The following is a 21,846-nucleotide window of genomic DNA, read 5'->3' on the forward strand; positions in this document are numbered from 1 at the left end:
AGCCGGTGAAATGTGTTCCAAGGAACAGGTTCTGACTGGCACCTGCACTGCGCATAGCGTCATGAACCCGAATCTGGGCAATGTGGAGCTGTCGGGACAGAGCACGACATCGACGGAAGCGGCCGGCGAGGATGATGGCCGTTCTGGCGACGATTCCGACGCAGTGCAGGGCGGCGACGCCGCCGCACCCGCACCCGCGCCTCCGGCCCCGCCCGAGAACTGCAGCCCCTCCAACATCGCGCTGTGCGCGGTCGACCCGACCCGCCCGGAGGACCCGGCGGCGGCGCCCGTGGTGGTGACCCTCCGCGACATCGCGTCGTTCCGGCCCGCTGCGCCCGGCAACGGCATGGAGCCCGCCGGCTGGGCCGTCGAGGGCCTTCCGGCGAACTTCGTGGCCGCGGCATCCGTGCAGGTGGTGTCAGGGACACTGCTCGGCCAACCGGCCGACGTGCGGTTCACGCCGATCGGGTACCGGTGGAGCCACAGCGACGGTGCCGTCGTCGACAGCGCGACCCCGGGCGCGACGTGGGCGGCGCTCGGTCAGGGCGAGTTCACCGAGACGGTGACGAGCCACGTCTACGCGACGGCCGGGGAGTACACGGTCGACGTCGCAGCGACCCTGCGCGCGGAGTACCGGTTCGCCGGCTCACCGTGGCGCGCCATCGCCGGCACGCTCGCCGTGGCGGGCGCACCGCAGCGCGTGCTCGTCGGCGAGTTCGACACCGTCCTGACGCAGGGCGACTGCAACGCCCATCCCGACGCGCCCGGCTGCTGACTACAGTGCGGCGGCCGACGGCTCGCCGTTGCGGTGCCGGTCGGCGACGATCGACGCATCGAGCAGTCGCCGCACCCCTGCCATGCCGTCGGCCTCGAAGGCGGCCCGCTGCCGCATCGCACCCGTGCCGTCGCGCAGGAGCCGCTCCACCGACGCGCGCACCACGTCGAGATCGCCGGTCTCGGTCAGCTGCGGTTCCAGCAGGCGCACGAACCCGCGCAGCGCGTCCGCCGCGGGTGCGAGCGCGCCCGACAGCGGATCGAAGACCTCGCCCCGCATCCCGTGGTGCGCCGAGTGGAACACGGTCGCGCTGAGCAGCTCGGGCGGCACATCCGCCGAGGCAGTCGCCGCGGCATCCGTCGCACCGGGTGCCTCGAGCGCGTGCGACACGAGGGCGCGCGAGAGCGCCGTGATCAGCAGGGTGCTCTCGGCATCGAGTTGCGCGTCACCCATGCGGAACTCGATGGTCGGCAGGTGCTCCGAGAGCCGCACGTCCCACGAGATGAGCGCCAGGTCGGCCGTGCCTCCGATGCCGAGCAGCTGGCGGGTGCGACGGTCGTAGTCCGCGGCGTCGAGGAACGAGGGCGGGCATCCGGCAGTGGTCCACCGGCGCATCAGCACGGTGCGCCAGCTGTCGAACCCCGTGTCATGGCCACGCCACAGCGGTGAGTTGGTGCCGATCGCGGTGAGCAGCGGCATCCAGGGCCGCGCCGCGTTGAGCGCGATGACGCCGGCCTCGCGGTCGGGCACGCCCACATGCACGTGCAGGCCGCTCACCTGGTGGTCGGCGATCAGGCCGCCGAGGTCGCGGACGATGCGCGCATAGCGCTCGCTCTCGGTGATGTCGGGGAACGGCGTGGTCTCGGGGGCGGTGCCGAGACTCGCACCCACGACGCCGAAGTCGGCCGCGTGATCGGCGACGCGGTGGCGGAACCCGAGGAGCGCCGCGCGCGCCTCGTCGAGCGTCGTGAACACGGATGACGCGTGCTCGACCTGTGACGCGAGGAACTCCTTGTGGGTCACGCCCGCCCAGTCGGGCTCCTGGGAGAGCCGCTCGAAGACCGCCGCCCCGACGTTCGCCGGACGCAGGGTCTCGGGATCGAGGAACTGGAACTCCTCTTCGACACCGAACGTCCGCATGTGCGCCCTACCCTTCGACGGGAAGCCCCCATCGAACTCTCGCGACGGCCGGACCGCCTGTCAAGCCCGCGCGAAACCGGGGGACGCCGAGTAGCGGCACCATGTCGAGAAACGGCGCGCAGCCTCGACATACTGGTGGGAGCGCGGTCCGCCTCCCGAACGAACGACGATGACGAACGATCGAAGGAGCGATTTCCGATGAAGTACCTCATCCAGATCTACAGCAACCCCGAGTCGCGCGCGGTGTGGGAGAGCTTCACGCCCGAGCAGCAGGTCGAGGGCTACGCCTCCTACCAGGCGATCAGCAGTGAGCTGGCCTCCAGCGGCGAGTTGGTCGCCAGCGAGGCGCTCGCCGACATCTCCCTCGCCAAGCGCGTCACCAACGACGAGGCCGGCACCGTGGCCAGCGACGGGCCCTTCGCCGAGACGAAGGAGCTCCTCGCGGGCTTCTACCTCGTCGACGTCGACGACGAGTCGCGTGCGGTCGAGATCGCCTCAGGCTTCCCCGAGGCCCGGTTCGGGCTCATCGAGGTGCGCCCGGTGCTCGAGATGACGGGTGGCGGCGACCTCTGAGGACGCCGGCACATCCGCGATGCCGTGAGCGACGCCGTCCGGGCACTGCGAGACGCCGCACCGTCGGCGCTCGCAGTGCTCGTGCGCCGCTACGGCGACTTCGCGGCGTGCGAGGACGCCATGCAGGAGGCCCTCGTCGCGGCATCCGGTGCCTGGCCTCGCGAGGGCGTGCCCGACAGCCCGCGAGCGTGGCTCGTGCGCGTCGCGTCGCGGCGCTACATCGACCAGGTGCGGTCGGATGTCGCACGCCGGCGCCGTGAGGCCCTCGCCGTCGAACTCGAGCCGCCGCCCGGCGGAACACCCGGCGTTCCCGCGGTCGACGACACCCTCACGCTGTTCCTCCTGTGCTGCCACCCCGCGCTCACCCGGCCGGCGCAGGTCGCGCTCACCCTCCGTGCGGTGGGCGGACTCACCACCGTCGAGATCGCCCGCGCCCTGCTCGTGCCCGAGGCCACCGTCGCGCAGCGCATCTCGCGGGCGAAGGCGCGCATCCGCTCGAGCGGCGAGGGGTTCCGGATGCCGCAGCCCGACGAGCTCGAGGACAGGCTGGTCGCCCTCCGCAACGTGCTCTACCTCATCTTCACCGAGGGGCACACCGCCAGCTCGGGAGAGGCGCTCGCGCGCGTGGACCTGTCTGCGGAGGCGATCCGGCTCACCAGGCAGCTGCACGCCACCGAGCCGGATGCCAGGGGAGAGACCACCGGGCTGCTCGCCCTCATGCTCCTCACCGACGCCCGCAGGGCCGCGCGCACCGACGCCGCGGGTGCGCTCGTGCCGCTCGACGACCAGGACCGGTCGCGCTGGGACCGCGCGACGATCGACGAGGGCGTCGACCTCGTGACGCACGTGCTCGACCGCGCGCCCATCGGCCCCTACCAGTTGCAGGCGGCGATCGCGGCGGTGCACGACGAGGCGCCGTCGACGGAGGCGACCGACTGGGTCGAGATCCTCGGCCTCTACGACCTCCTCGGCCGCCTGACGCCCGGACCGATGGTGACCCTCGGACGCATCGTCGCCCTGGCCATGGTCGAAGGTCCAGAATCGGGCCTGGCCGCCCTCGACCGGGCCGAGTCCAGCGGAGACGGCGCCGGGTCGGCGCTCGCCGACCACCACCGCACCTGGGCGGTGCGGGCGCACCTGCTCGAGCGTTCGGAGCGCACGGATGCCGCGTCGCTGGCGTTCGCCGAGGCCGCGCGCCGCACGCGCAACGGCCCCGAGCAGCGCTACCTCGCCGCGAAGGCCGAGTCGCTGCGTCAGGCGCGCTGAGGGGCGCGCCGCTCGCCGCAGCGGTTCATGCGTCGACCACCTCGAGCCGCACGTCGACGTCGTCGCCCTCGCCGATGCCCTCGGCGGTGCGTACCGCCTTCTTCAGGGGAAGCACATAGCTGCCCCGCTTCGAGTCGGGGAAGATCGACGTCGACCAGCTGGTCGAACCCACCGTCACCCGCACCCGCACCGCGCCGAAGCCGCGCGGCATGCGCGGCACCTCGCGGATGTCGGCGGCGAACTCCTCGGGAACGGTGACGAAGAACCAGCCGCCTTGCGCGCCCCACTCCCAGAGCGGTGCGGTGAAGCGGAATCGCATGGTCGGATGCTACCGGCGCCCACCGACGCGCCAGGGCCGTCGCGGCGTTCGGCGCGCGAGGGGTGCGGGCGCGAGGGGCTCGGTGGTCTGCTCCAGCACGGTGGTGTGCTCCAGCACCGTGGTGTGCTCGGGCACCGTGGTGTGCTCGGGCACCGCGGTGTGCTCGGGCACCGCGGAGTCCGCGAAGAGGGCGAAGAGGTCGCCGATGTCCTCGTGCCCGTGCGGCTTTGCGGCCGTGTGGGGTGTCCACCCGCGGCCGTCCCAGTAGCGGAGGGACGCGGCATCCGCCTCGTCGTCGTACCAGCCAGGGACGCGAACCGGCTCGACGCTCATGCCCCCGCCCCCTTCCGCTCGAGGCGGATCGCTCGCACCGCCAACTGCACGGCGGCGACGACCATTAGCGCCGCGAACAGGCGAGCCGACCATTCGGGGGAGAGGAGGAACGCGATCGCGACGCCGCCGAAGGAGGCGACGGTCGCCGGGATGCCCACCGCCAGCCCGACCCGCAGGTCGACGATGCCGGCCCGCGCGTTCGACACGGTGCCGCTCACGGCGGTCGGGATCATCACCGCGAGGGACGTGCCCTTCGCGACCAGGTCGCTCATGCCGAAGAACGCCACGAACGCGGGCACCATGATGATGCCGCCGCCGACGCCGAAGAGTCCCGACGCGATGCCGATCACGAGGCCGAGGGCGACCATGCCGATGACGGGCAGCACGTCGAGCTCGATGCGTTCGCCGCGCACGGGCGCGACGAGCAGCATGCGCACGGCGACGGCGATGAGGAGCGCCACGAAGAGCCAGCGCAGCCAGCCGAGGGCCAGTCGGCGCAGCATCCAGGTGCCGATCCACGAGCCGACGATGCCGCCGATGGCGACGATGAGCGCGACGACGAGGTCGATCTCGCCGTTCGCGAAGTACGTGATGGAACCTGCGACGGCCGCAGGCACGATCGCGGCGAGCGAGGTCGCCGACGCGCGGCGCTGGTCCATGCCGGCGAACGTGATGAGGAGCGGCACCATGAGGATGCCGCCGCCGACGCCGAACGCCCCCGAGAGCAGGCCGCCGGCCGCCCCGATCAGCGCGAGTCGGACCCACCAGGAGCGCGCGCGAAGGGCGGCCGTGTCGGGGGAGGTCACCCGCCTACTGTATCCGCGAAGGCCGGCCGGACCGGCGTCGCGACGGGTCAGGCCGCTCGCTCGGCGGCCGCTGTGTCGGCCGTGGTCGAGGACGCCCCGACCAGCTCGCCGAGGGCCGGCGACGTCGACGTCGTGGCATCCGCCGGCATCGCGTCATCGGCGGGTGTGAGCATCGGCCTGACCGCCACGGCGACCGAGCGGCGCACCATGCGGGCCGTGAGCACGAGCAGCACGCCGAGCACGGCGCCCCCGGTGTTCATCACGAGGTCGCGCGGATCGGAGATGCGATCGGGCTCGGGAACCTGCACGAGTTCGATGACCGCGGTGAACGCGAACCCGGCGAGCAGTGCCAGCGGCCAGCGCCGCCGCCGGATGAGGAGCGCCGCCAGCAGCCCGACGGGGACGAACATCGCCACGTTGAACGCCATCTCCGACAGGTACCCGGTGGTCCACGTGACGGGGGCCGTCCACGCGTCGGGGTTCAGGATGCCGCCCTCGAGCTGGTTGCCGCTCGTGCGCCACGGCGCGGGGCCGACGGTCGCCCACAGCACGACGGCGGCATAGGCGAGGGCGACGAATCGCAGGGGGCGGCGGTTCACCCCTCCAGTCTGGGGCGCCTCCCTATGAGCACGCTGGCACCACCCCGCATGTCCGCTGATCAGCCGCCGCCGAAGGAATTTCCGTCATCTCAGGTCACGATCCGATCGCGGACTGGTGCGCTCGCGCGCGCGGCCTACTAGGGTAGGCTCAACGATTCCTCCATCAAGCGGGCAGACGCCCGCGCCTCCACCTGATTGCCCGGAGGCGGCACGATCCGCGTGGCATGACCCGATACGAGACGGCGGATGCCTGAGCGCACACCCGCCCCTCGCCCCCAGCTTCGGCGGCACCGTGTCGTCGGGGACGCGATCGACCCCGATCGCATCGGGCCCGCACTCAGCGGCCCATAGGACAGAAGGACAGCAGTATGGCAACCGGAACCGTCAAGTGGTTCAACGCCGAAAAGGGCTTCGGCTTCATCGCTCCCGACGACGGCAGCGCCGACGTCTTCGCACACTTCAGCGCCATCTCGGGCAACGGCTACCGTTCGCTCGAAGAGGGCCAGAAGGTCGAGTTCGAGGTCGCACAGGGCCCCAAGGGCCTGCAGGCTGAGAACATCCGCGGCCTCTAGGTCTCGGCTCTCAGGACGCCCCCGTCAGCTCCGGCTGGTGGGGGCGTTCGTCTTCTGCGTGGGTTGTCCGGGCTGCTCGTCGGCTCGGGCGGTTCGGGCTGCCTGTCAGCTGGGGCGAACGGATGCCGCGGCATCCGCCACCTCGTCGCGCCACGAGTGGCGCGGCTCGTAGCCGAGCACCCGCCGGGCCTTGTCGATCGAGAGCAGGGTGTCGTGCACGCCGAGTTCACCGTGCAAAGGGACATCCGGGAAGACCTCGGCGACGAGCTCTGCGTTCGGGCGCGACATGACCGTGTCGGCCGCGGCGATGATGAACCGGTCGAAGCCGGGCCACGCCTTCGCCAGCGCCAGGCTGACCGCCTGCGCTCCGTCGCGCCCGTCGACGTAGCCCCAGAGGTTCCACTTGCGCAGCCTCGGGTCGGCGTCGAACGAGGGGAAGTCCACGTAGTCGGCGGGATCCATGACGTTCGAGAAGCGGAGCGCGGTGATCGACAACTCGGGGTTCCAGCGCACGAACTCGATGGCCATCTGCTCCTCGAGGTGCTTCACGAGCGAGTAGGTGCTCTCGGGTAGCGCCGGGTACTCCTCGTCGACGGGGATGTACGGCGGCGGCACGTCGAACGGCAAGCCCAGCACCGTCTCGCTCGAGGCGTACACGACCCGGGTGATGCCGAGGCGCCGGGCCGCCTGGAACACGTTGAACGTCGACAGCATGTTGTTGTGGAAGGTCGCCACGTCGCTGAGGATGCCGGGCGCCGGGATCGCGCCGAGGTGCACGATCGCGTCGACGCCGTCGTGACGGTCGTCGACGCCGGCGATGGCGTCGATCACCTGGCCGTAGTCGGTGAGGTCGACGCGCGTGACGTGCGCGCGGTCGCCCTGCTGGTCGAGGTTCACGACCTCGTGGCCCTCGTCGCGGAGCGTGCGGACGACGGTGCGGCCGAGCTTGCCCGACCCTCCGGTGACGGCGATGCGCATGCCTCCAGTCTCGCACCGGGTGCAACCCCCTGCCGCCGAGTCCCGCCGGCTCGTACGCTCGCCTGCATGGCCGACGACGTGGAGCGTCCAGGAGCCGACGCGTGGGTGCCCGAGGGGGCTCCCGTCGACGAGCTCCGCCGCGCCGCCCCCGACTGCCGAGGCTGCGAGCTCTGGCGCGACGCCACGCAGGTGGTCTTCTCGCGAGGCCGTGAGGGCGCTCCGCTCATGCTCGTCGGCGAGCAGCCCGGCGATCGCGAGGACCTCGAGGGCGAGCCGTTCGTGGGCCCCGCCGGGCGCCTGCTCGCCGACGCGGTCGACGCCGCGGGCATCCCACGCGACCGCGTCTATGTCACCAACGCGGTGAAGCACTTCCGGTTCCGGCTGCGCGGCAAGCGGCGCATCCACGAGAAGCCCTCCATCGCGCACATCGTCGCCTGCAGGCCGTGGCTCGAGGCCGAGTTCGAGGCGGTGCAGCCGTCGATCGTCGTCGCGCTCGGCGCGACGGCCGCACGCTCGGTGCTCGGGCGCACCGTGCGCATCGGCGAGGTGCGTGGCAGGGTGCTGCCGCCGGATGCCGCGGTTGGGGCACCCGCGCTGCCGGCCCCGGTGCTCGTGACGACGCATCCGTCGGCGCTCCTGCGCATCAAGGACGCCGCCGACCGGAAGGCGGCGTTCGCCGCGCTCGTCGACGACCTGCGCACGGCTGCCGATGCCGTAGACTGATGCCGATTGCGGCATATGTCCTGAGACTCACAGTGCCTTCCCATGTGCACCCCCTAGAGTGGGGATATCTGCAGCGGGTGGTTTACCCGCGTGACGCGGCTGGGAAGTCGACGAACGCTGGGAATCCCACATCTCTCACACCGAAACCCTCGGTGCGATTCGGGCGACGAAGCCCCGCACCGGCACCGTGGACATCACACGCAGCTTCACCGCCCTGTCCCGCGTCATTCGTGAATCGGGCCTCCTGAACCGCACGCGCTGGTTCTACCTCATGCTGATCGGCATCCTGCTCGTCGCCCTCGGCGGCGCGATCACGGGGTTCATCCTCCTGGGTGACTCGTGGTTCCAGCTGCTCATCGCGGGCGCACTCGGCCTGATCTTCACGCAGTTCGCGTTCCTCGCCCATGAGGCCTCGCACCGCCAGGTGCTCGAGTCCGGCCCGGCCAACGACCGCCTCGGCCGCGGGATCGCCGCCGGCGTCGTCGGCATCAGCTACGCCTGGTGGATGACGAAGCACACGCGTCACCACGCCAACCCGAACAAGATCGGCAAGGATCCCGACATCGAGTTCGACACGATCTCGTTCGTCGAGGCCGATGCCGCCAAGCAGCGCGGGCTGATGGCGCTCATCACGCGCAAGCAGGGTTACCTGTTCTTCCCGCTGCTCACCCTCGAGGGCGTCAACCTGCACTTCACCTCGATCCGCACCCTGTTCGACCGGGGGCCGGTCAAGGGCCGCGCCGTCGAGCTGAGCCTCATCGCGGTGCGGTTCGCGATCTACTTCGGCGCGATCTTCTGGATGCTGCCGCTCGGCATGGCCTTCGCCTTCATCGGCGTGCAGCTCGCCGTGTTCGGCATCTACATGGGCGCGTCGTTCGCCCCGAACCACAAGGGCATGCCGATCATCCCCGCCGACGCGAAGCTCGACTTCTTCTCGAAGCAGGTGCTCACCTCGCGCAACGTCTCGGGCGGCTTCTGGGCGAGCGTGCTCTTCGGCGGCCTCAACTACCAGGTGGAGCACCACCTGTTCCCGAACATGCCGCGGCCGCACCTCGCCAAGGCGCGCGAGATCGTGCGCGAGCACGCCCGCACCCTCGACGTGCCCTACACCGAGACGACGATCCTGAAGTCGTACGGCATCGTCATCGAGTACCTCAATCGCGTCGGTCTCGCCGCTCGCGACCCATTCGACTGCCCGATGGTGAACCAGTTCCGTCGGGTCTGAGACTTCCGTCGGTGGATTTCGCCGGCGGAACCCCGCACGACCTCGGGTCGTGCACGTCGCAGCCGCTCCGGCGGCTCGGCTTTACAGAAGGAAAAGAATATGGCTACCGGAACCGTCAAGTGGTTCAACGCCGACAAGGGCTTCGGCTTCATCGCCCCGGATGACGGCTCGGCCGACGTCTTCGCGCACTTCAGCGCGATCGCGTCGGGCGGATACCGCTCGCTCGAGGAGAACCAGAAGGTCGAATTCGAGACCGCCCGCGGCCCCAAGGGCCTGCAGGCCGAGAACATCACCGTCATCGGTTAAGTTCTCGCACCCCTGATCTGCGGCCTTCGCGCCGCATGATCGACGAGCGGATGCCGCACGCCGGCGCCTCCCCGTGAGGCGCATGGCGCGGCATCCGCTCGCTCTCGTTCTGGGCCTCGTCTGCCTCCCTCGAGCGCGGGGCGCCGCGGGAGGAGTTCCGCGCGAGCGGAGGACGTTCCTGGTCGAGGCGACCTCCCTCGGAGGATTTCTCCTCCCCACAGGTGCAGCGCCGCGCTCGCGCGACTCACCCGCTGAATGCGGCCGGCCGGGCAGCGCCCGTCCTCGGCGGCCGAGTCCTCGCTCGGAGCAGGTCCTCGAAGAGGGCGACGTAGTCGGCCGCCATCCGCTCGGCGCTGAACCGCGTCTCGGCCGCTGCGCGGCACTGGGCGCGATCGAGGTCGGTCGCCCGTGCGAGCGCCGCGGCGAGCTCCTCGGCTTGTGAGCGGATGAACCCGGTGCGGCCCTCCTCGACGATCTCGCGTACGGAGCCGCGGGGTGTCGCCACGACGGGCGTGCCGGTGGCCAGCGCCTCGATCATGACGAGGCCGAACGGCTCGTCCCACTGGATCGGGTTGAGCAGCGCGCACGAGTTCCCCATGAGCTCGTACTTCTCGTCGGTGTCGAGCTCGCCGAGGTACTCGGCGTTCCTGCCGAGCGCCGGGCGAACGACGTCGTCGAAGTACTCCTGCTCGGCGGCCTCCTGCATCTTCGCCGCGATCCGCAGCGGGATGCCTGCCCTCGCCGCCGCCTCGATGGCCTCGGGCACCCCCTTCGACGGGTGCATCCGGCCGACGAAGCATGCCGAGTCGCCCCCTGGACCGATCGGGACGTCCTGCACCTGGATGCCGTGGGGGATCACCCGGGCGATCGGCACCGGCCCTGCCAGCGACGCCTGGTTCTCGGAGATCGCGACGAACGTGACCTCGGGCACGCCTGCGAGGTACAGCTCCTGCTCGAGCGGGATGAGGGGGCCGTGCGCCACCGTGACGAGGGGGATGCCATTGGCGTACCCGGCGAGCACCGGCCCGGCGAGCGTGTTGTCGACGATGACGTCCACGTCGTCGAGCGCGGCGAACGCCCGCAGCAGGTGCCGGAGCTCGTGGGCGGTCACCCCCATCGTGGCTGGGTCGGACGGTTCGAATCCGGGCAGGCGCGGCACCGGGGAGGTGCTGTCGGCGGATGCCGCGAGCAGCACGTCGTGACCCGCTTCGTCGAGGGCGCACGCGAGCGTGTCGATGAACGACTCGATGCCGCCGTACGCCGTCGGGGGGATGGGGATCCACGGCGGGGCGATGATGCCGATTCTCATGTCGGGTTCCTTCGAACGGGCACCGGAACCAGGGCAGGGCGCGGGTCGGGGTGCAGGGTGAGGCCGGGGGGCAGACCGACCACGGATGCGCCGCGTCGCGACGCATCGATCGAGATGCGGGAGCCGGCGAACGGCACGTTCCGCAGGTGGATGTCGCCGAATCCCGCCGAGGTCGTCGGCGCGAGCCAGACGTCGCCGGTGGGCACCGACGGGTCGAACCGCAACGTGGTGCGCAGCAGCGAGAAGGGCGTCGCCGCGGCCCACGCCTGCGGCGAGCAGGAGGCCGGATAGGACACCGGCTCGGGATATCGCCGCCGGTCGAAGCCGCAGAACAACTCGGGGAGACGACCGCCGAACCGGGTCGCCGCCTCGAACATCCCTTGGACGATCCGGTTGGCCTCGTCGACGAAGCCGTAGCGCATCAGGCCCGCGGCCACGATGGCGTTGTCGTGCGGCCACACCGAGCCGTTGTGGTAGCTCGCCGGGTTGTAGGCGCCCATGTCCGAGGCGAGGGTGCGCACGCCCCAGCCCGTGAACAACTCGTCCGAGAGCAGTCGTTCGGCGACCGCACCGGCCTTGTCGTCGTCGACGATGCCGCTCCACAGGCAGTGGCCCATGTTGGAGGCGCACGAGTCGACCGGTCGCTTGTCGGCGTCGAGGGCGAGCGCGAAGTAGCCCTGCTCGGGCAGCCAGAACGCCTCGTTGAACCGGCGCTTCAGGATCGACGCCCGCTCGTACCAGCGGGCGGCCGTGTCGTCGTCGCCGCGGGCGGTAGCGAGCTCGGCGCGGGCGACGTAGGCGGCGTACACGTAGCCCTGGACCTCGCACAGCGCGATCGGCGCGCGGGCGAGCGATCCGTCGGCGAAGGTGATGCCGTCCCAGGAGTCCTTCCAACCCTGGTTCACGAGACCGTGCTCGTTGAGGCGGGCGTACTCGACGAAGCCATCGCCGTCGCGGTCGCCATCGCGCAGGATCCACTCGAGGGCTCGATCGGCGGCCGCGATGAGCTCGTCCTGTCCGTCGTGCAGGCCGCCCCAGCGCGCCAGCTCGCCGAGCACCACCACGAAGAGCGGGGTCGCGTCGGCCGTGCCGTAGTAGACCGAGCCGCCGCCGAGGGCGAGGTTCGTGGTGGCGCCCAGCCGCACCTCGTGGAGGATGCGCCCGGGCTGCTCCTCGGATGCCGCGTCGAACGCGGTGCCCTGCAGCTCGGCGAGGGTCTGCAGGGTGCCGAGGGCGAGCTCGGGATCGACGTGCAGCGACATCAGCGCGGTGAGCAGCGAGTCCCGCCCGAACAGGGCCATGAACCACGGCGCGCCCGCGGCGACGACCGGCCGGTCGGGGTGGCTCGGGTCGAAGATCCGCAGCGATCCGAGATCCTGCTGGCTCTGGAGGATCACTCGCTCGATCGCGTCGTCCTCGACGTCGGGCACCGGCATGTGGGACTGCCAGGCCAGGAAGCGACGGGCGGGGCCCACGGGCACGGCCGAGTCGTCGCCGTCCGCGCCGATCGTGAACTCGTCCTGCAGGGTCGTCGGTGCGAGCCGGATGACACGCGACCACGAGCCGCGGGCCTCGAGCACGACGTCGAAGGTGAGGCGGTCGCCGGCGAAGGTTGCGCCGGGAGCGGTGACGACGAGTCCGAGCCGCTCGTCCCGGGGCGAGTCGACGCGGATCACGCCCGGCGACTCCAGCCGTGCGCGCTGGGGGCTCCGGGCCGCACGGCCCTCCTTCACCTCGAAGATGTCGGCGAAGTCGGACTCGAGGACGAGCTCCACCCGCAGGGCCAGCGGCTCCCGGGAGTAGCTGCGCAGGGTGAGCTCCTCGCGCAGCCCCCCGTTGACCTTGCGGTCGCGTTCGACGATCAGCGGAGTGTCGGCGCGCCCCGGGATGTGCCCGGCGCGGCCGACCGCGACGGAGCGGTACGGCCGGGGCGTGGACGAAGAGAGCGGCTCCACGGGGTCGCCGTCGATGAGGAGCGCCCACCTCGAGACGAGGCGCGTGTCGTGGAAGAAGACGCCATGGGGGAACTCGGGCATGATGTCGCCGTTGGCGGCCGACACGCAGAACGCGGAGCCCTCGACGATCGTGACCGCACCGGCGCCGGCCGTGCCGGCGAGGGTGTCCGCGTTCCAACCGGGCATCGTGCACGCGCCTCCGTCCCGAAGTGGGCGCGTGCCATGGCCATGGGGCGCCCCTCCGCCGTCCACCGTAGGCGGCGGAGGGGACGCCCCAGCAGGGGATTGACAGGTGAGGCATCCTCCGCTCCACGCGGCCGAGGCCTGCCCTCCGGTCAGCCGGCGAGCGCCTCGACGACCCGGCGCGCGACCGACGCGCTCGACTGCGGGTTCTGCCCCGAGATGAGGTTACCGTCGACGACGACGTGGTCGCTCCATGGGGCCGCCGAGTCGATGGTGGCGCCGGCCTCGCGGAGCGTCGACTCCACCCACCACGGCGTGTTCTCGCCCGTTCCGCCGGTGCGCTCCTCCTCGTCGGTGAAGACGGTGAGGCGTCGGCCGGCGAACGCGTTCGAGCCGTCGGGAAGCTTCGCCGACAGCAGTGCGGCCGGGCCGTGGCAGAACGGCGCGATGATGGTGCCGGCGGCGTTGGCGGCCACGAGGACGCGGCCCGTCTCGGGGTCGGACGCCAGGTCGGCCATGGGACCATGCCCTCCGGGCAGCACGATCGCGGCGTACGCCGCGGGGTCGACCTCGGCGATCGGCACGGCGGCGGCGAGCTCGTCGGTGATCGACGCGAGGTACCCGCGAAGCTGCTCGACCGTGTCGGTGCTGCCGACGACGGCGGGATCGAGGCTGACGGCGTCGACCGTCGGCGTGACTCCGCCCGGCGTCGCGATGGTGACCGTGTGTCCGGCCTCCGTGAGGTCGCGGTGGGCGGTCACGAGCTCCTCGGCCCAGAAGCCGGTGGGGTGCTCGGAACCGTCCTTCATGGTGAGGCTGGTGGCGGCGGTGACGATCATGAGGATGTCGCTCACTGGTGGTGCTTCCGTTCTGTCGGTGAGGTGGTGGATGGAGGGGCCGCGTCAGGCGCGGTGGAACTCGGCGGGGTGCGGACCGGTGCGGCCGTCGCGCTCGAGGCCGTCGATCGCGTCGAGTTCGGACTTCGCGAGCGAGAACCCGAACACGTCGAAGTTCTCGGCGATGCGGGCGGGCGTGACCGACTTCGGGATCACGATGCGGCCCTGCTGCAGGTGCCAGCGCAGCACGACCTGGGCGGGGGTACGGCCGTGGGCGGCCGCGATGGTCGTGATGGCGGGGTCGTCGAGCACCGCACCCTGGGCGAGCGGGCTCCAGGCCTCGGTGGCGATGCCGAGACGGTCGTCCGCGGCGACGACGCGGCGATTCTGCAGGGCCGGGTGCAGCTCCACCTGGTTCACCGCGGGCACGACGGAGCCCTCGGCGACGAGGCGGTCGAGGTGCTCGGGCTCGAAGTTCGAGACGCCGATCGCGCGGATGCGTCCCTCGGCAGCCAGGCGCTCGAGCGCCTTCCACGTGGCGACGTAGCGGTCGCGGTCGGGGGTCGGCCAGTGGATCAGGTAGAGGTCGAGCTGCTCGAGCCCGAGCTTCGCGAGGCTCGCGTCGAATGCGCGCAGGGTCTCGTCGTGGCCCTGGTCGGCGTTCCAGACCTTCGAGGTGATGAACAGCTCGCCGCGCGCGACGCCCGACGTGGCGATGGCCTGCCCGACGCCCTGCTCGTTGCCGTAGACGGCGGCGGTGTCGATGCTGCGGTAGCCGACCTCGAGGGCGGTGGCGACGGCGGCCTGCGTCTCGCCGTTCGGCACCTGGAAGACGCCGAAGCCGAGCTGCGGCATCCGGACGCCGTTGTTCAGGGTGATGGTGGGGACGGTCGCGGTGGTCATGCGTTCCTTTCGATCGTGGAGCGAGGCGGTGGGGGTGGGTGCGGTGCGGCGTCGGTCAGGCGACGGATGCCACGGGGCGCGTGTCGGTCGGTGCGTCGCGCTCGCCGGGGCCGGCGACGCGTTCCGAGCGGGTCGGCCGGGGGGTCCGCGCCGACGTCGCGGCGACGACCATCACGATGAGCGCGCCCAGGGTGATGGCGGCGCCGACCCAGATCGGCGACGTGTAGCCGAGCCCGGCCGCGATCGCGGTGCCGCCGGCCCATGCGCCGAGCGCGTTGCCGAGGTTGAACGCGCCGATGTTGGCGCCCGAGGCGAGCGTGGGGGCGTCGGCGGCGGAGCGCATGACGCGGCTCTGCAGGGCGGGCACGGTGCCGAAGCCGAGCGCGCCCATGGCGATGAGGAGCACGATCGTGGCGACGGGGCTCCACGCCAGCCAGGCGAAGAGCGCCAGCACGACGACGAGCGCGGCGATGAAGCCGAGCAGCGTGCCGTCGATGGAGCGGTCGGCGAGGCGGCCGCCGACCCAGTTGCCGACGACCAGCCCGGCGCCGAAGAGCACGAGCAGCCACGGCACGGCGCCCGAGTCGAAGCCGCTCACCTTGGTGAGCGTGTAGGCGATGTAGGTGAACGCACCGAACATGCCGCCGAAGCCGAGCACGGTGACGGTGAGCGAGAGCCAGACCTGGCCCGACCGGAAGGCGCCCAGTTCGCGGCGCAGGCTGGGAATCGGCGTGCCCGCGGCGGGCTTCGGCACGAGCATGGCGATGCCCACGAGCGCGACGACGCCGATGGCCGAGATGACCCAGAACGTCGACCGCCAGCCGTACTGCTGGCCGATGAAGGTGCCGAGCGGCACGCCGAGCACGTTCGCGGCCGTGAGTCCGGTGAACATGACGGCGATGGCTCCGGCCGCGCGGTCGGGAGCCACGAGGCTCGCGGCGACGACCGAGCCGATGCCGAAGAAGGCACCGTGGCAGAGGGCGGCGACGATGCGCCCGGTCATCATGAGCTCGTACGTGGGCGCCATGGCCGAGATCGCGTTGCCGGCGATGAAGAGCACGAGCAGGCCCATGAGCACGGGCTTGCGGGGGAGCCTGATCGTGGCGGCGGTGAGTCCGAGGGCGCCGACGACGACGGCGAGGGCGTAGCCCGAGATGAACCAGCCGGCCTGTGCTTCGGTCACGCCGAAGTCGGCGGCCACCTCGGGCAGCAGGCCCATGATCACGAACTCGGTGAGGCCGATGCCGAACCCGCCGATGGCGAGGGCGAGAAGGCCGAGTGGCATGCGCGGAACTCCGATACACTGGTCGTGGTAGTTGCAAACGCGCTCTATTGCGAACGCGGGCTCAATGCTTGCACACGCAAATAGAAAGCGCAAGCAACTATCTGACCGACCAGGAGGATCGCATGGGCATCGCCGACGACGCCGTCGAGATCCGCGCGCACGGCTGGCGCACGCTCGCCGCACTGCACGGCATGATCGAGTCCGAGCTCGAACGCGCGCTCGCGGCATCCGTCGACCTCTCGGTCGTGGAGTACACGGTGCTCGACGCGCTCAGCCGGCAGCACGGCTGGCACATGCGCATGCAGCAGCTCGCCCGCGCGGCCGCGTTGAGCCCGAGCGCCACCACGCGGCTCGTCAATCGCCTCGAGGATCGGATGCTGCTCACGCGCGTGCTCTGCGCCGACGACCGCCGTGGCATCTACACCGAGCTCACGGCGGCCGGGCGGGCGCTCGTCGAGCGGGCACGGCCCATCCACGACGAGGCGCTCCAGCGCGTGCTCGCCGACGCAGCGGAGCAGCCCGAGCTGGCGCCCGTCGTCGAGGCGCTGACGCCTGTCTAGGCGGGCGCGTCGGCTCCGGTCGTACCACCGGCGCCCGAGATGTTCAGCAGCCAGGTGACGCCGAACCGGTCGGTGACCATGCCGAAGGCGTCGCCCCACGGCGCGACCTCGAGCGGCTGCAGCACGGTGCCGCCGTCGGCGAGCTTGTCCCAGTAGGCGCGCAGGGTGGCGTCGTCGTCACCCGAGAGCGACACGGAGAACCCGGCCGGCTCGCGGTACTCCATGTGCTTGGGCGTGTCGGCGGCCATCAGGGTGAGGCCCGGGCCGTCGAGCTGGCCGTGCATGACGAGGTCGCTGTCGGACGGGTCCTCCGCGGACTGGAAGTCCGCGAAGGTGCTCACGTTGAGCTCGCCGCCGAACACGGAGTGGTAGAACTCGAGCGCCTCGCGGGCGTTGTCCTTGAAGTTCAGGTACGGGTTGAGCGTGACGGGCATGGTGGCCTCCAGATCGTCGTCGTTCCTCCGCCCGATTCTGCTCCGATCCGCGCAGCGACGCGAGGGTCGTTCGTGAACGGATCAGATCGGCCGGGTGAACGCGACGCGGTCCTCCCCGGGCCCGTCGTAGTCGCGCCAGGCCCGCACGCCGTCGCCGTCGGTGTCTCCCGTGGCGGTGAAGCCCATCGCGCGATGGAACTCCTGCGACCGGTGATTGCGGGGACCCGTGATCGCGTCGACGCGGCGGCATCCGCTCGCCCGCATCTCGTCGAAGAAGCGCTCGTAGAGGACGCGTGCGAGCCCGTGGCCGCGCAGGTCGGGCCGCACGCCGACGAAGTGGATGTACGCGACATCCGGTGACGACTGCGAGCGGAAGCCGATGAGGAAGGCCGCGAGCCCGCCCTCGGCCCGGGGGTCGTCGACGATCGTCGAGGTGTCGGCGAAGTGCTGGAAGAACAGCCGGGGGAGCAGGCGCCAGAGCGACTCGGTGCCGGGAAGGCCCCACCAGACGGGGATCGCGGCGACCACCCGCGCGTGATCGTCGACGGTGGCGCGGCGGAAGGCGAGGGCGGAGCGCGGCGGCGTCAGCGGCGTGGGCGTGTCGGCATCCATGGAATCGATTCTGGGCGTTGACACGTCCTTGCGGCAGGCGTAGGTTGTAATCAACCAAACCATTGATCAAGCAAATCATTGATCAAGAGAACTGCGAGGAGGCGCACGATGATCGTCGATCCGAGCAGTGACGACCGCCTCGACCGGGCCTTCATGGCCCTGGCCGACCCGGTGCGCCGCCGCATCGTCGCCCGCCTCAGCCGCGGACCGGCCACGGTCAACGAACTGGCCGAGCCGTTCCAGATCACCAAGCAGGCCGTCTCGAAGCACATCCAGGTGCTCGAGCACGCCGGCCTCGTCTCGCGAACCCGCGACGCGCAGCGCCGGCCCGTGCACCTCGAGCCGGCCCAGCTCGAAGCCCTCACCGCGTGGATCGACCGCTACCGGCTGATCCACGAGCAGCAGTTCCGATCGCTCGACGCGCTGCTCGCCGGCACCACCACCAGCGGCACGGATGCCGCATCGCCAGAGCCCGGCCCGAGCGCCGGCACCGCACAGGAAGAACCTGAATCATGACCAACGCAGTCACCATCACCGCACCCGAAGGACTCCCCTTCATCGAGATCGTCCGCGAGTTCGACGCCCCCGTCGAGGCCGTGTTCCGGGCACACCGCGAGCCTGAGCTCGTCCGGCAGTGGCTCGGCCCGCAGGGCTACGAGATGGACATCGAGCGCTGGGACTTCACGACCCAAGGCGGCTACCGCTACGTGCACCGCACGCCCGACGGCGAGGCGTGGGCGTTCAACGGCACGTTCCATTCGGTTCGCGAGAACGAGTTCGCCGTGCAGACCTTCGAGTTCGAGGGCATGCCCGACGTCGTGGCCATCGAGACCATCGCGTTCGAGGACCTCGGCGACGGCCGCACGCGCCTGCGCATCCACTCCACCTATCCCGCGGTCGAGGCCCGCGACGGCATGGTCGCGAGCGGCATGGAGACCGGCCTCCGCGAGGGCTACGAGCGGCTCGACGCCCTCGTCGCCGCCTGAACGCACGCGAACCGCACGACCACCACGAACGGAGCACATCATGGACTGGACTCTCGAGGTCGTCCTCATCCCGTCGAGCGACATCGACCGCGCCGTCGCGTTCTACCGCGACCAGGTCGGATTCGCGCTCGACCACGACACCCGCAACGAGCACATGCACGTCGTGCAGCTCACTCCGAGAGGGTCGGGCTGCTCGATCGTGATCGGCGACCTGCCCGCGCAGACCGAGATGGCGCCCGGCTCGATGCGGGGCCTCCAGCTCGTCGTCGCCGACGCGGCCACCGCCCGCGACGAGCTCGTCTCCCGCGGCGTCGAGTGCAGTGAGATCACCGTGTTCGACGAGCGCGACGGCGGCACCTTCTTCGGCTTCGCCGACCCCGACGGCAACACGTGGGCCGTGCAGCAGATCAAGGCCCGCGCCGCGCATCCCCTGATCCCCGTCGAGGCCCGGCAGCGGTTCGGCGCCGAGCAGGACGGCTGACGCCGGCAGCGATCGGCAAGCGGATGCCGCGGCCGGCCCCTTCACGCGAGGGGGCCGGCCGCGGCATCCGTGTCTCGTGCACGCTCGGGGCATTGCGCGCGACCGGCCCGGCGTGGATCATGAACCGGGGGGTTCATGCATGGGGAGGCAGGCGAAGGCGACCTGGATCGGCGAGCACGGTCGTGCGGCGGCGGTCACGCTCCATCTCGAGGCGGCCGGATTGCAGATCTCGGGCGAGCGACGGGCGCAGGTGCCGAGGTCGGCGTGGTCGCAGGTCGAGGCCGCCGACGGCGTGGTGTCGTTCGTGGCCGATGGTGAGACCTACCGGTTCCGCCTCGGCAGCACCGCCGCAGCCTGGGTGCGGGCGCTGACGACGCCGCCGCCCACGCTCGCCGAGAAGCTCGGCGTGGCGAAGGGCGAGACCGTCGCGGTGCGGGGCGACCTGCCGCTGCCCGAGCTCGACGACGCGCTCGCCGGGGCGGCGCGGGTCCCGCCCTGGGAGTCCGACGTGGTCGTGGTCGTGGTGCGCAGCGACGACGAGCTCGACGCGCTGCCGGTGTGGTTCCGCGAGTGCGGCATCGGCACCCACGTGTGGGTCGTGCACGGCAAGGGCCGGGAGAGCACGGCCCCCGGCGACAACGCGGTGCGCGCGGTGATGCGGTCGGCGGGATGGCGCGACACGAAGGTCAGCGCCGTCGGCGGTCCCTGGTCGGCGACGAGGTACTCGCCGGTGCGGGCGTCATGAGCGGCGTCGAGGTGCTGCGCTACGCGGCGTTCACCGACGATCCCGACGGCGGCAACCCCGCGGGCATCGTGCTCGATGCCTCCGCGCTCGACGATGCCGAGATGCAGCGGATCGCCGCGGAGGTCGACTTCGCCGAGACGGCGTTCGTCACCGGGCGCCACGGCGACGCCCGCGTGCTGCGGTACTTCTCGCCGATCGCCGAGGTGCCGTTCTGCGGGCACGCCACGATCGCGACTGCCGTGGTCATCGCCGAGCACGAGGGCCCCGGCCGGGTGACGTTCGACACGCCCGTCGGCGAGATCGTCATCGACACGAGCGACGACGGCTCGGGTCCGCGGGCGGCGTTCACGAGCGTCGACACCGACCTCGCGCACTTCCCCGAGTTCGTGCTCGACGCGCTGCTCGAGCTCATCGCCGTCGACCGCACCCAGCTCGACGAGCGCTACCCGCCGCGGCTCGCGTTCGCCGGCAACTGGCACCCGGTCATCGTCATCACGGAGCCGGCGGCGTTCGACGGATTCCGCTTCGATCCGGGTGCGGTGCGGGCCTTCATGGACGCGCAGGGCTGGCCGGCGACCATCACCGTGCTGCATCGCACGATGGACGCGGCCGACGGCGTCATGCGATTCGAGGCCCGCAACCTCTTCCCCGTCGGTCGCATCACCGAGGACCCGGCCACGGGCTCCGCGGCGGCGGCGGTCGGCGGATACCTGCGCGGGCTGGGAGCAGTGCGCCCGCCGCAGCGCGTGCGCATCGAGCAGGGGCGGCACGTCGGGCGGCCCGGCGAGCTCCTGGTGGACATCCCCGAGCACGGCGGCATCGTCGTGAGCGGTCGCGCCGTGCCGATGCGCTGAGGGCGGGGCTAGGCTCGAACGCGGCGCCACGGGGCATCCGCTCGCCCCGGCTCGACCCCGCCACGCGAACTCGGAGGACTCCCATGCAGACCCGCACCCTCGGACGCACCCGCCGCACCGTCTCGGTGATCGGCCTCGGCACCTGGCAGCTCGGCGCCGACTGGGGCGACGTCGACGAGGCCGACGCGCTCGCCGTGCTCGACGCCGCCCGCGAGGCCGGCGTCACGTTCTTCGACACCGCCGACGTCTACGGCGACGGCCGCAGCGAGACGCTCATCGGGCGCTGGCTGCGCGAGCACCCCGACTCGGGCGTCACCGTCGCGACGAAGATGGGCCGACGGATGCCGCAGGAGCACGACAACTACTCCCTCGAGCACTTCCGCGCCTGGACCGATCGCTCACGCGCCAACCTCGGCGTCGACACCCTCGACCTCGTGCAGCTGCACTGCCCGCCCACCTCGGTCTACGGCGACGACCGGGTGTTCGATGCCCTCGACACGCTCGTGGAGGAGGGCGCCATCGCGAACTACGGCGTCAGCGTCGAGAAGGTCGAGGAGGCGCTCACCGCGATCGCGCGTCCCCACGTGGCATCCGTGCAGATCATCCTCAACGCGTTCCGGCTGAAGCCCCTCGACGACGTGCTGCCCGCCGCCCGGGAGGCCGGCGTCGGCATCATCGCTCGCGTGCCGCTTGCGAGCGGGCTGCTGTCGGGCCGCTACACGCTCGACACGGAGTTCGCCGCGAACGACCACCGCAGCTTCAACCGCCACGGCGAGTCCTTCGACGTCGGCGAGACCTTCTCGGGCGTCGACTACGCCACCGGCGTGCGCGCGGCCGGCGAGTTCACCGAGCTGGCGAGGGCGGCGGCACCGGATGCCTCGGCCGCCCAGGTCGCCCTCGCGTGGATCGCCGCGCAGGACGGCGTGAGCTCGGTCATCCCCGGGGCGCGCAACCCCGAGCAGGCGCGCGCGAACGCCGCGGCCGGATCGCTCGAGCTGCCCACCGGGTTCGACGAGTCGGTGCGCGAGCTGTACGACCGCGAGATCCGCGCCCAGGTGCACGCCCGCTGGTAGGCAGCGCCCCCGCCC

The 21,846-nt window shown here is 71.5% G+C and carries 27 protein-coding genes; 14 read left to right on the top strand and 13 right to left on the bottom strand.

The genetic code is table 11. From position 1 onward, the window contains the following. The first annotated feature begins 61 nt into the window (after positions 1–61). Positions 62–775: a PKD domain-containing protein gene (locus AC1DZA_RS01785; RefSeq protein WP_476771466.1), complete on the top strand. Its 714-nt coding sequence runs from the start codon at positions 62–64 to the stop codon at positions 773–775. On the opposite strand, the gene AC1DZA_RS01790 is transcribed toward AC1DZA_RS01785, so the two are convergent. Then, complete coding sequence (locus AC1DZA_RS01790; RefSeq protein ID WP_476771467.1) at positions 776–1,915, bottom strand: carboxylate-amine ligase; 1,140 nt, start codon at positions 1,913–1,915, stop codon at positions 776–778. A 198-nt stretch (positions 1,916–2,113) separates the two neighbouring features. On the opposite strand from AC1DZA_RS01790, the gene AC1DZA_RS01795 reads away from it, so the two are divergent. Together AC1DZA_RS01795 and AC1DZA_RS01800 are read left to right on the top strand one after the other, a co-directional pair. Further along, positions 2,114–2,488, top strand: a complete 375-nt coding sequence (locus tag AC1DZA_RS01795; RefSeq protein ID WP_476763944.1) for a YciI family protein — start codon at positions 2,114–2,116, stop codon at positions 2,486–2,488. Between the two features lie 24 nt (positions 2,489–2,512). Further along, positions 2,513–3,754: an RNA polymerase sigma factor gene (locus AC1DZA_RS01800; RefSeq protein WP_476771468.1), complete on the top strand. Its 1,242-nt coding sequence runs from the start codon at positions 2,513–2,515 to the stop codon at positions 3,752–3,754. Between the two features lie 25 nt (positions 3,755–3,779). Here the strand turns inward: AC1DZA_RS01800 and AC1DZA_RS01805 are convergent, their stop codons facing one another. The 4 genes from AC1DZA_RS01805 to AC1DZA_RS01820 are packed head-to-tail and all read right to left on the bottom strand — an operon-like array spanning position 3,780 to position 5,811. Next, positions 3,780–4,073: a DUF1905 domain-containing protein gene (locus AC1DZA_RS01805; RefSeq protein WP_476771469.1), complete on the bottom strand. Its 294-nt coding sequence runs from the start codon at positions 4,071–4,073 to the stop codon at positions 3,780–3,782. Between the two features lie 9 nt (positions 4,074–4,082). Further along, positions 4,083–4,406 carry a DUF2510 domain-containing protein gene (locus AC1DZA_RS01810; RefSeq protein ID WP_476771470.1) on the bottom strand — a complete coding sequence of 108 codons (324 nt, stop codon included), beginning with the start codon at positions 4,404–4,406 and terminating at the stop codon, positions 4,083–4,085. Continuing rightward, positions 4,403–5,212 carry a sulfite exporter TauE/SafE family protein gene (locus AC1DZA_RS01815; protein ID WP_476771471.1) on the bottom strand — a complete coding sequence of 270 codons (810 nt, stop codon included), beginning with the start codon at positions 5,210–5,212 and terminating at the stop codon, positions 4,403–4,405. Before AC1DZA_RS01815 ends, AC1DZA_RS01810 begins: the two co-directional genes overlap by 4 nt. A gap of 47 nt (positions 5,213–5,259) precedes the next feature. Continuing rightward, positions 5,260–5,811 carry a VanZ family protein gene (locus tag AC1DZA_RS01820; protein WP_476771472.1) on the bottom strand — a complete coding sequence of 184 codons (552 nt, stop codon included), beginning with the start codon at positions 5,809–5,811 and terminating at the stop codon, positions 5,260–5,262. Positions 5,812–6,179: 368 nt separating this feature from the next. On the opposite strand from AC1DZA_RS01820, the gene AC1DZA_RS01825 reads away from it, so the two are divergent. Beyond that, positions 6,180–6,383 carry a cold-shock protein gene (locus AC1DZA_RS01825; protein WP_022893782.1) on the top strand — a complete coding sequence of 68 codons (204 nt, stop codon included), beginning with the start codon at positions 6,180–6,182 and terminating at the stop codon, positions 6,381–6,383. A 105-nt stretch (positions 6,384–6,488) separates the two neighbouring features. Here AC1DZA_RS01825 and AC1DZA_RS01830 read toward each other — a convergent pair whose 3' ends face one another. After that, the gene (locus tag AC1DZA_RS01830; RefSeq protein ID WP_476771473.1) at positions 6,489–7,361 is read right to left on the bottom strand and encodes an NAD-dependent epimerase/dehydratase family protein; all 873 of its coding nucleotides are present in this window, start codon (positions 7,359–7,361) and stop codon (positions 6,489–6,491) included. 66 nt (positions 7,362–7,427) lie between these two features. Between AC1DZA_RS01830 and AC1DZA_RS01835 the strand changes: the two genes are divergently transcribed. The 3 genes from AC1DZA_RS01835 (at position 7,428) to AC1DZA_RS01845 (ending at position 9,615) form a co-directional block, all read left to right on the top strand. Beyond that, positions 7,428–8,084: a UdgX family uracil-DNA binding protein gene (locus AC1DZA_RS01835; protein ID WP_476771474.1), complete on the top strand. Its 657-nt coding sequence runs from the start codon at positions 7,428–7,430 to the stop codon at positions 8,082–8,084. 130 nt (positions 8,085–8,214) lie between these two features. Beyond that, positions 8,215–9,309: a fatty acid desaturase family protein gene (locus tag AC1DZA_RS01840; RefSeq protein WP_476763225.1), complete on the top strand. Its 1,095-nt coding sequence runs from the start codon at positions 8,215–8,217 to the stop codon at positions 9,307–9,309. A gap of 99 nt (positions 9,310–9,408) precedes the next feature. Beyond that, positions 9,409–9,615, top strand: a complete 207-nt coding sequence (locus tag AC1DZA_RS01845; RefSeq protein WP_159602901.1) for a cold-shock protein — start codon at positions 9,409–9,411, stop codon at positions 9,613–9,615. Positions 9,616–9,859: 244 nt separating this feature from the next. On the opposite strand, the gene AC1DZA_RS01850 is transcribed toward AC1DZA_RS01845, so the two are convergent. The 5 genes from AC1DZA_RS01850 to AC1DZA_RS01870 all read right to left on the bottom strand — a co-directional run bounded on the left by AC1DZA_RS01850 (position 9,860) and on the right by AC1DZA_RS01870 (position 16,086). Beyond that, positions 9,860–10,924, bottom strand: a complete 1,065-nt coding sequence (locus AC1DZA_RS01850; RefSeq protein ID WP_476771475.1) for a glycosyltransferase — start codon at positions 10,922–10,924, stop codon at positions 9,860–9,862. Further along, positions 10,921–13,065: an amylo-alpha-1,6-glucosidase gene (locus AC1DZA_RS01855; protein ID WP_476771476.1), complete on the bottom strand. Its 2,145-nt coding sequence runs from the start codon at positions 13,063–13,065 to the stop codon at positions 10,921–10,923. Before AC1DZA_RS01855 ends, AC1DZA_RS01850 begins: the two co-directional genes overlap by 4 nt. 149 nt (positions 13,066–13,214) lie before the next feature. Further along, on the bottom strand, positions 13,215–13,916 hold the full coding sequence (locus AC1DZA_RS01860; RefSeq protein ID WP_476771477.1) for a type 1 glutamine amidotransferase domain-containing protein: 702 nt from the start codon (positions 13,914–13,916) through the stop codon (positions 13,215–13,217). 48 nt (positions 13,917–13,964) lie between these two features. Beyond that, positions 13,965–14,801 (bottom strand): aldo/keto reductase, encoded by an 837-nt coding sequence (locus tag AC1DZA_RS01865; protein WP_476771478.1) that lies wholly within the window; start codon positions 14,799–14,801, stop codon positions 13,965–13,967. Positions 14,802–14,856: 55 nt separating this feature from the next. Then, positions 14,857–16,086, bottom strand: coding sequence for an MFS transporter (locus tag AC1DZA_RS01870; protein WP_476771479.1), 1,230 nt, complete (start codon positions 16,084–16,086; stop codon positions 14,857–14,859). Between the two features lie 122 nt (positions 16,087–16,208). Between AC1DZA_RS01870 and AC1DZA_RS01875 the strand changes: the two genes are divergently transcribed. Then, on the top strand, positions 16,209–16,646 hold the full coding sequence (locus AC1DZA_RS01875; protein WP_476771480.1) for a MarR family winged helix-turn-helix transcriptional regulator: 438 nt from the start codon (positions 16,209–16,211) through the stop codon (positions 16,644–16,646). Here AC1DZA_RS01875 and AC1DZA_RS01880 read toward each other — a convergent pair. Beyond that, the gene (locus AC1DZA_RS01880; protein WP_476762731.1) at positions 16,643–17,080 is read right to left on the bottom strand and encodes a VOC family protein; all 438 of its coding nucleotides are present in this window, start codon (positions 17,078–17,080) and stop codon (positions 16,643–16,645) included. The genes AC1DZA_RS01875 and AC1DZA_RS01880 overlap by 4 nt on opposite strands. A gap of 81 nt (positions 17,081–17,161) precedes the next feature. Then, positions 17,162–17,692, bottom strand: a complete 531-nt coding sequence (locus AC1DZA_RS01885; protein ID WP_476771481.1) for an N-acetyltransferase family protein — start codon at positions 17,690–17,692, stop codon at positions 17,162–17,164. 108 nt (positions 17,693–17,800) lie between these two features. Here AC1DZA_RS01885 and AC1DZA_RS01890 point away from each other — a divergent pair, with 108 nt between their 5' ends. The 6 genes from AC1DZA_RS01890 (at position 17,801) to AC1DZA_RS01915 (ending at position 21,831) form a co-directional block, all read left to right on the top strand. Continuing rightward, positions 17,801–18,208, top strand: a complete 408-nt coding sequence (locus AC1DZA_RS01890; protein WP_476762729.1) for an ArsR/SmtB family transcription factor — start codon at positions 17,801–17,803, stop codon at positions 18,206–18,208. Continuing rightward, positions 18,205–18,678, top strand: coding sequence for an SRPBCC family protein (locus AC1DZA_RS01895; protein WP_476771482.1), 474 nt, complete (start codon positions 18,205–18,207; stop codon positions 18,676–18,678). Before AC1DZA_RS01890 ends, AC1DZA_RS01895 begins: the two co-directional genes overlap by 4 nt. 40 nt (positions 18,679–18,718) lie before the next feature. Then, on the top strand, positions 18,719–19,159 hold the full coding sequence (locus AC1DZA_RS01900; protein WP_476771483.1) for a VOC family protein: 441 nt from the start codon (positions 18,719–18,721) through the stop codon (positions 19,157–19,159). A gap of 139 nt (positions 19,160–19,298) precedes the next feature. Continuing rightward, entirely contained in the window at positions 19,299–19,904 is a 606-nt protein-coding gene (locus AC1DZA_RS01905; protein WP_476771484.1) for a hypothetical protein, read from the top strand. Continuing rightward, on the top strand, positions 19,901–20,758 hold the full coding sequence (locus tag AC1DZA_RS01910) for a PhzF family phenazine biosynthesis protein (protein WP_476771485.1): 858 nt from the start codon (positions 19,901–19,903) through the stop codon (positions 20,756–20,758). The genes AC1DZA_RS01905 and AC1DZA_RS01910 overlap by 4 nt, the downstream gene beginning before the upstream one ends. A gap of 83 nt (positions 20,759–20,841) precedes the next feature. After that, positions 20,842–21,831, top strand: coding sequence for an aldo/keto reductase (locus AC1DZA_RS01915; RefSeq protein WP_476771486.1), 990 nt, complete (start codon positions 20,842–20,844; stop codon positions 21,829–21,831). Positions 21,832–21,846: the final 15 nt, after the last annotated feature.

The organism is Agromyces sp. P2_B3 (assembly GCF_056404815.1).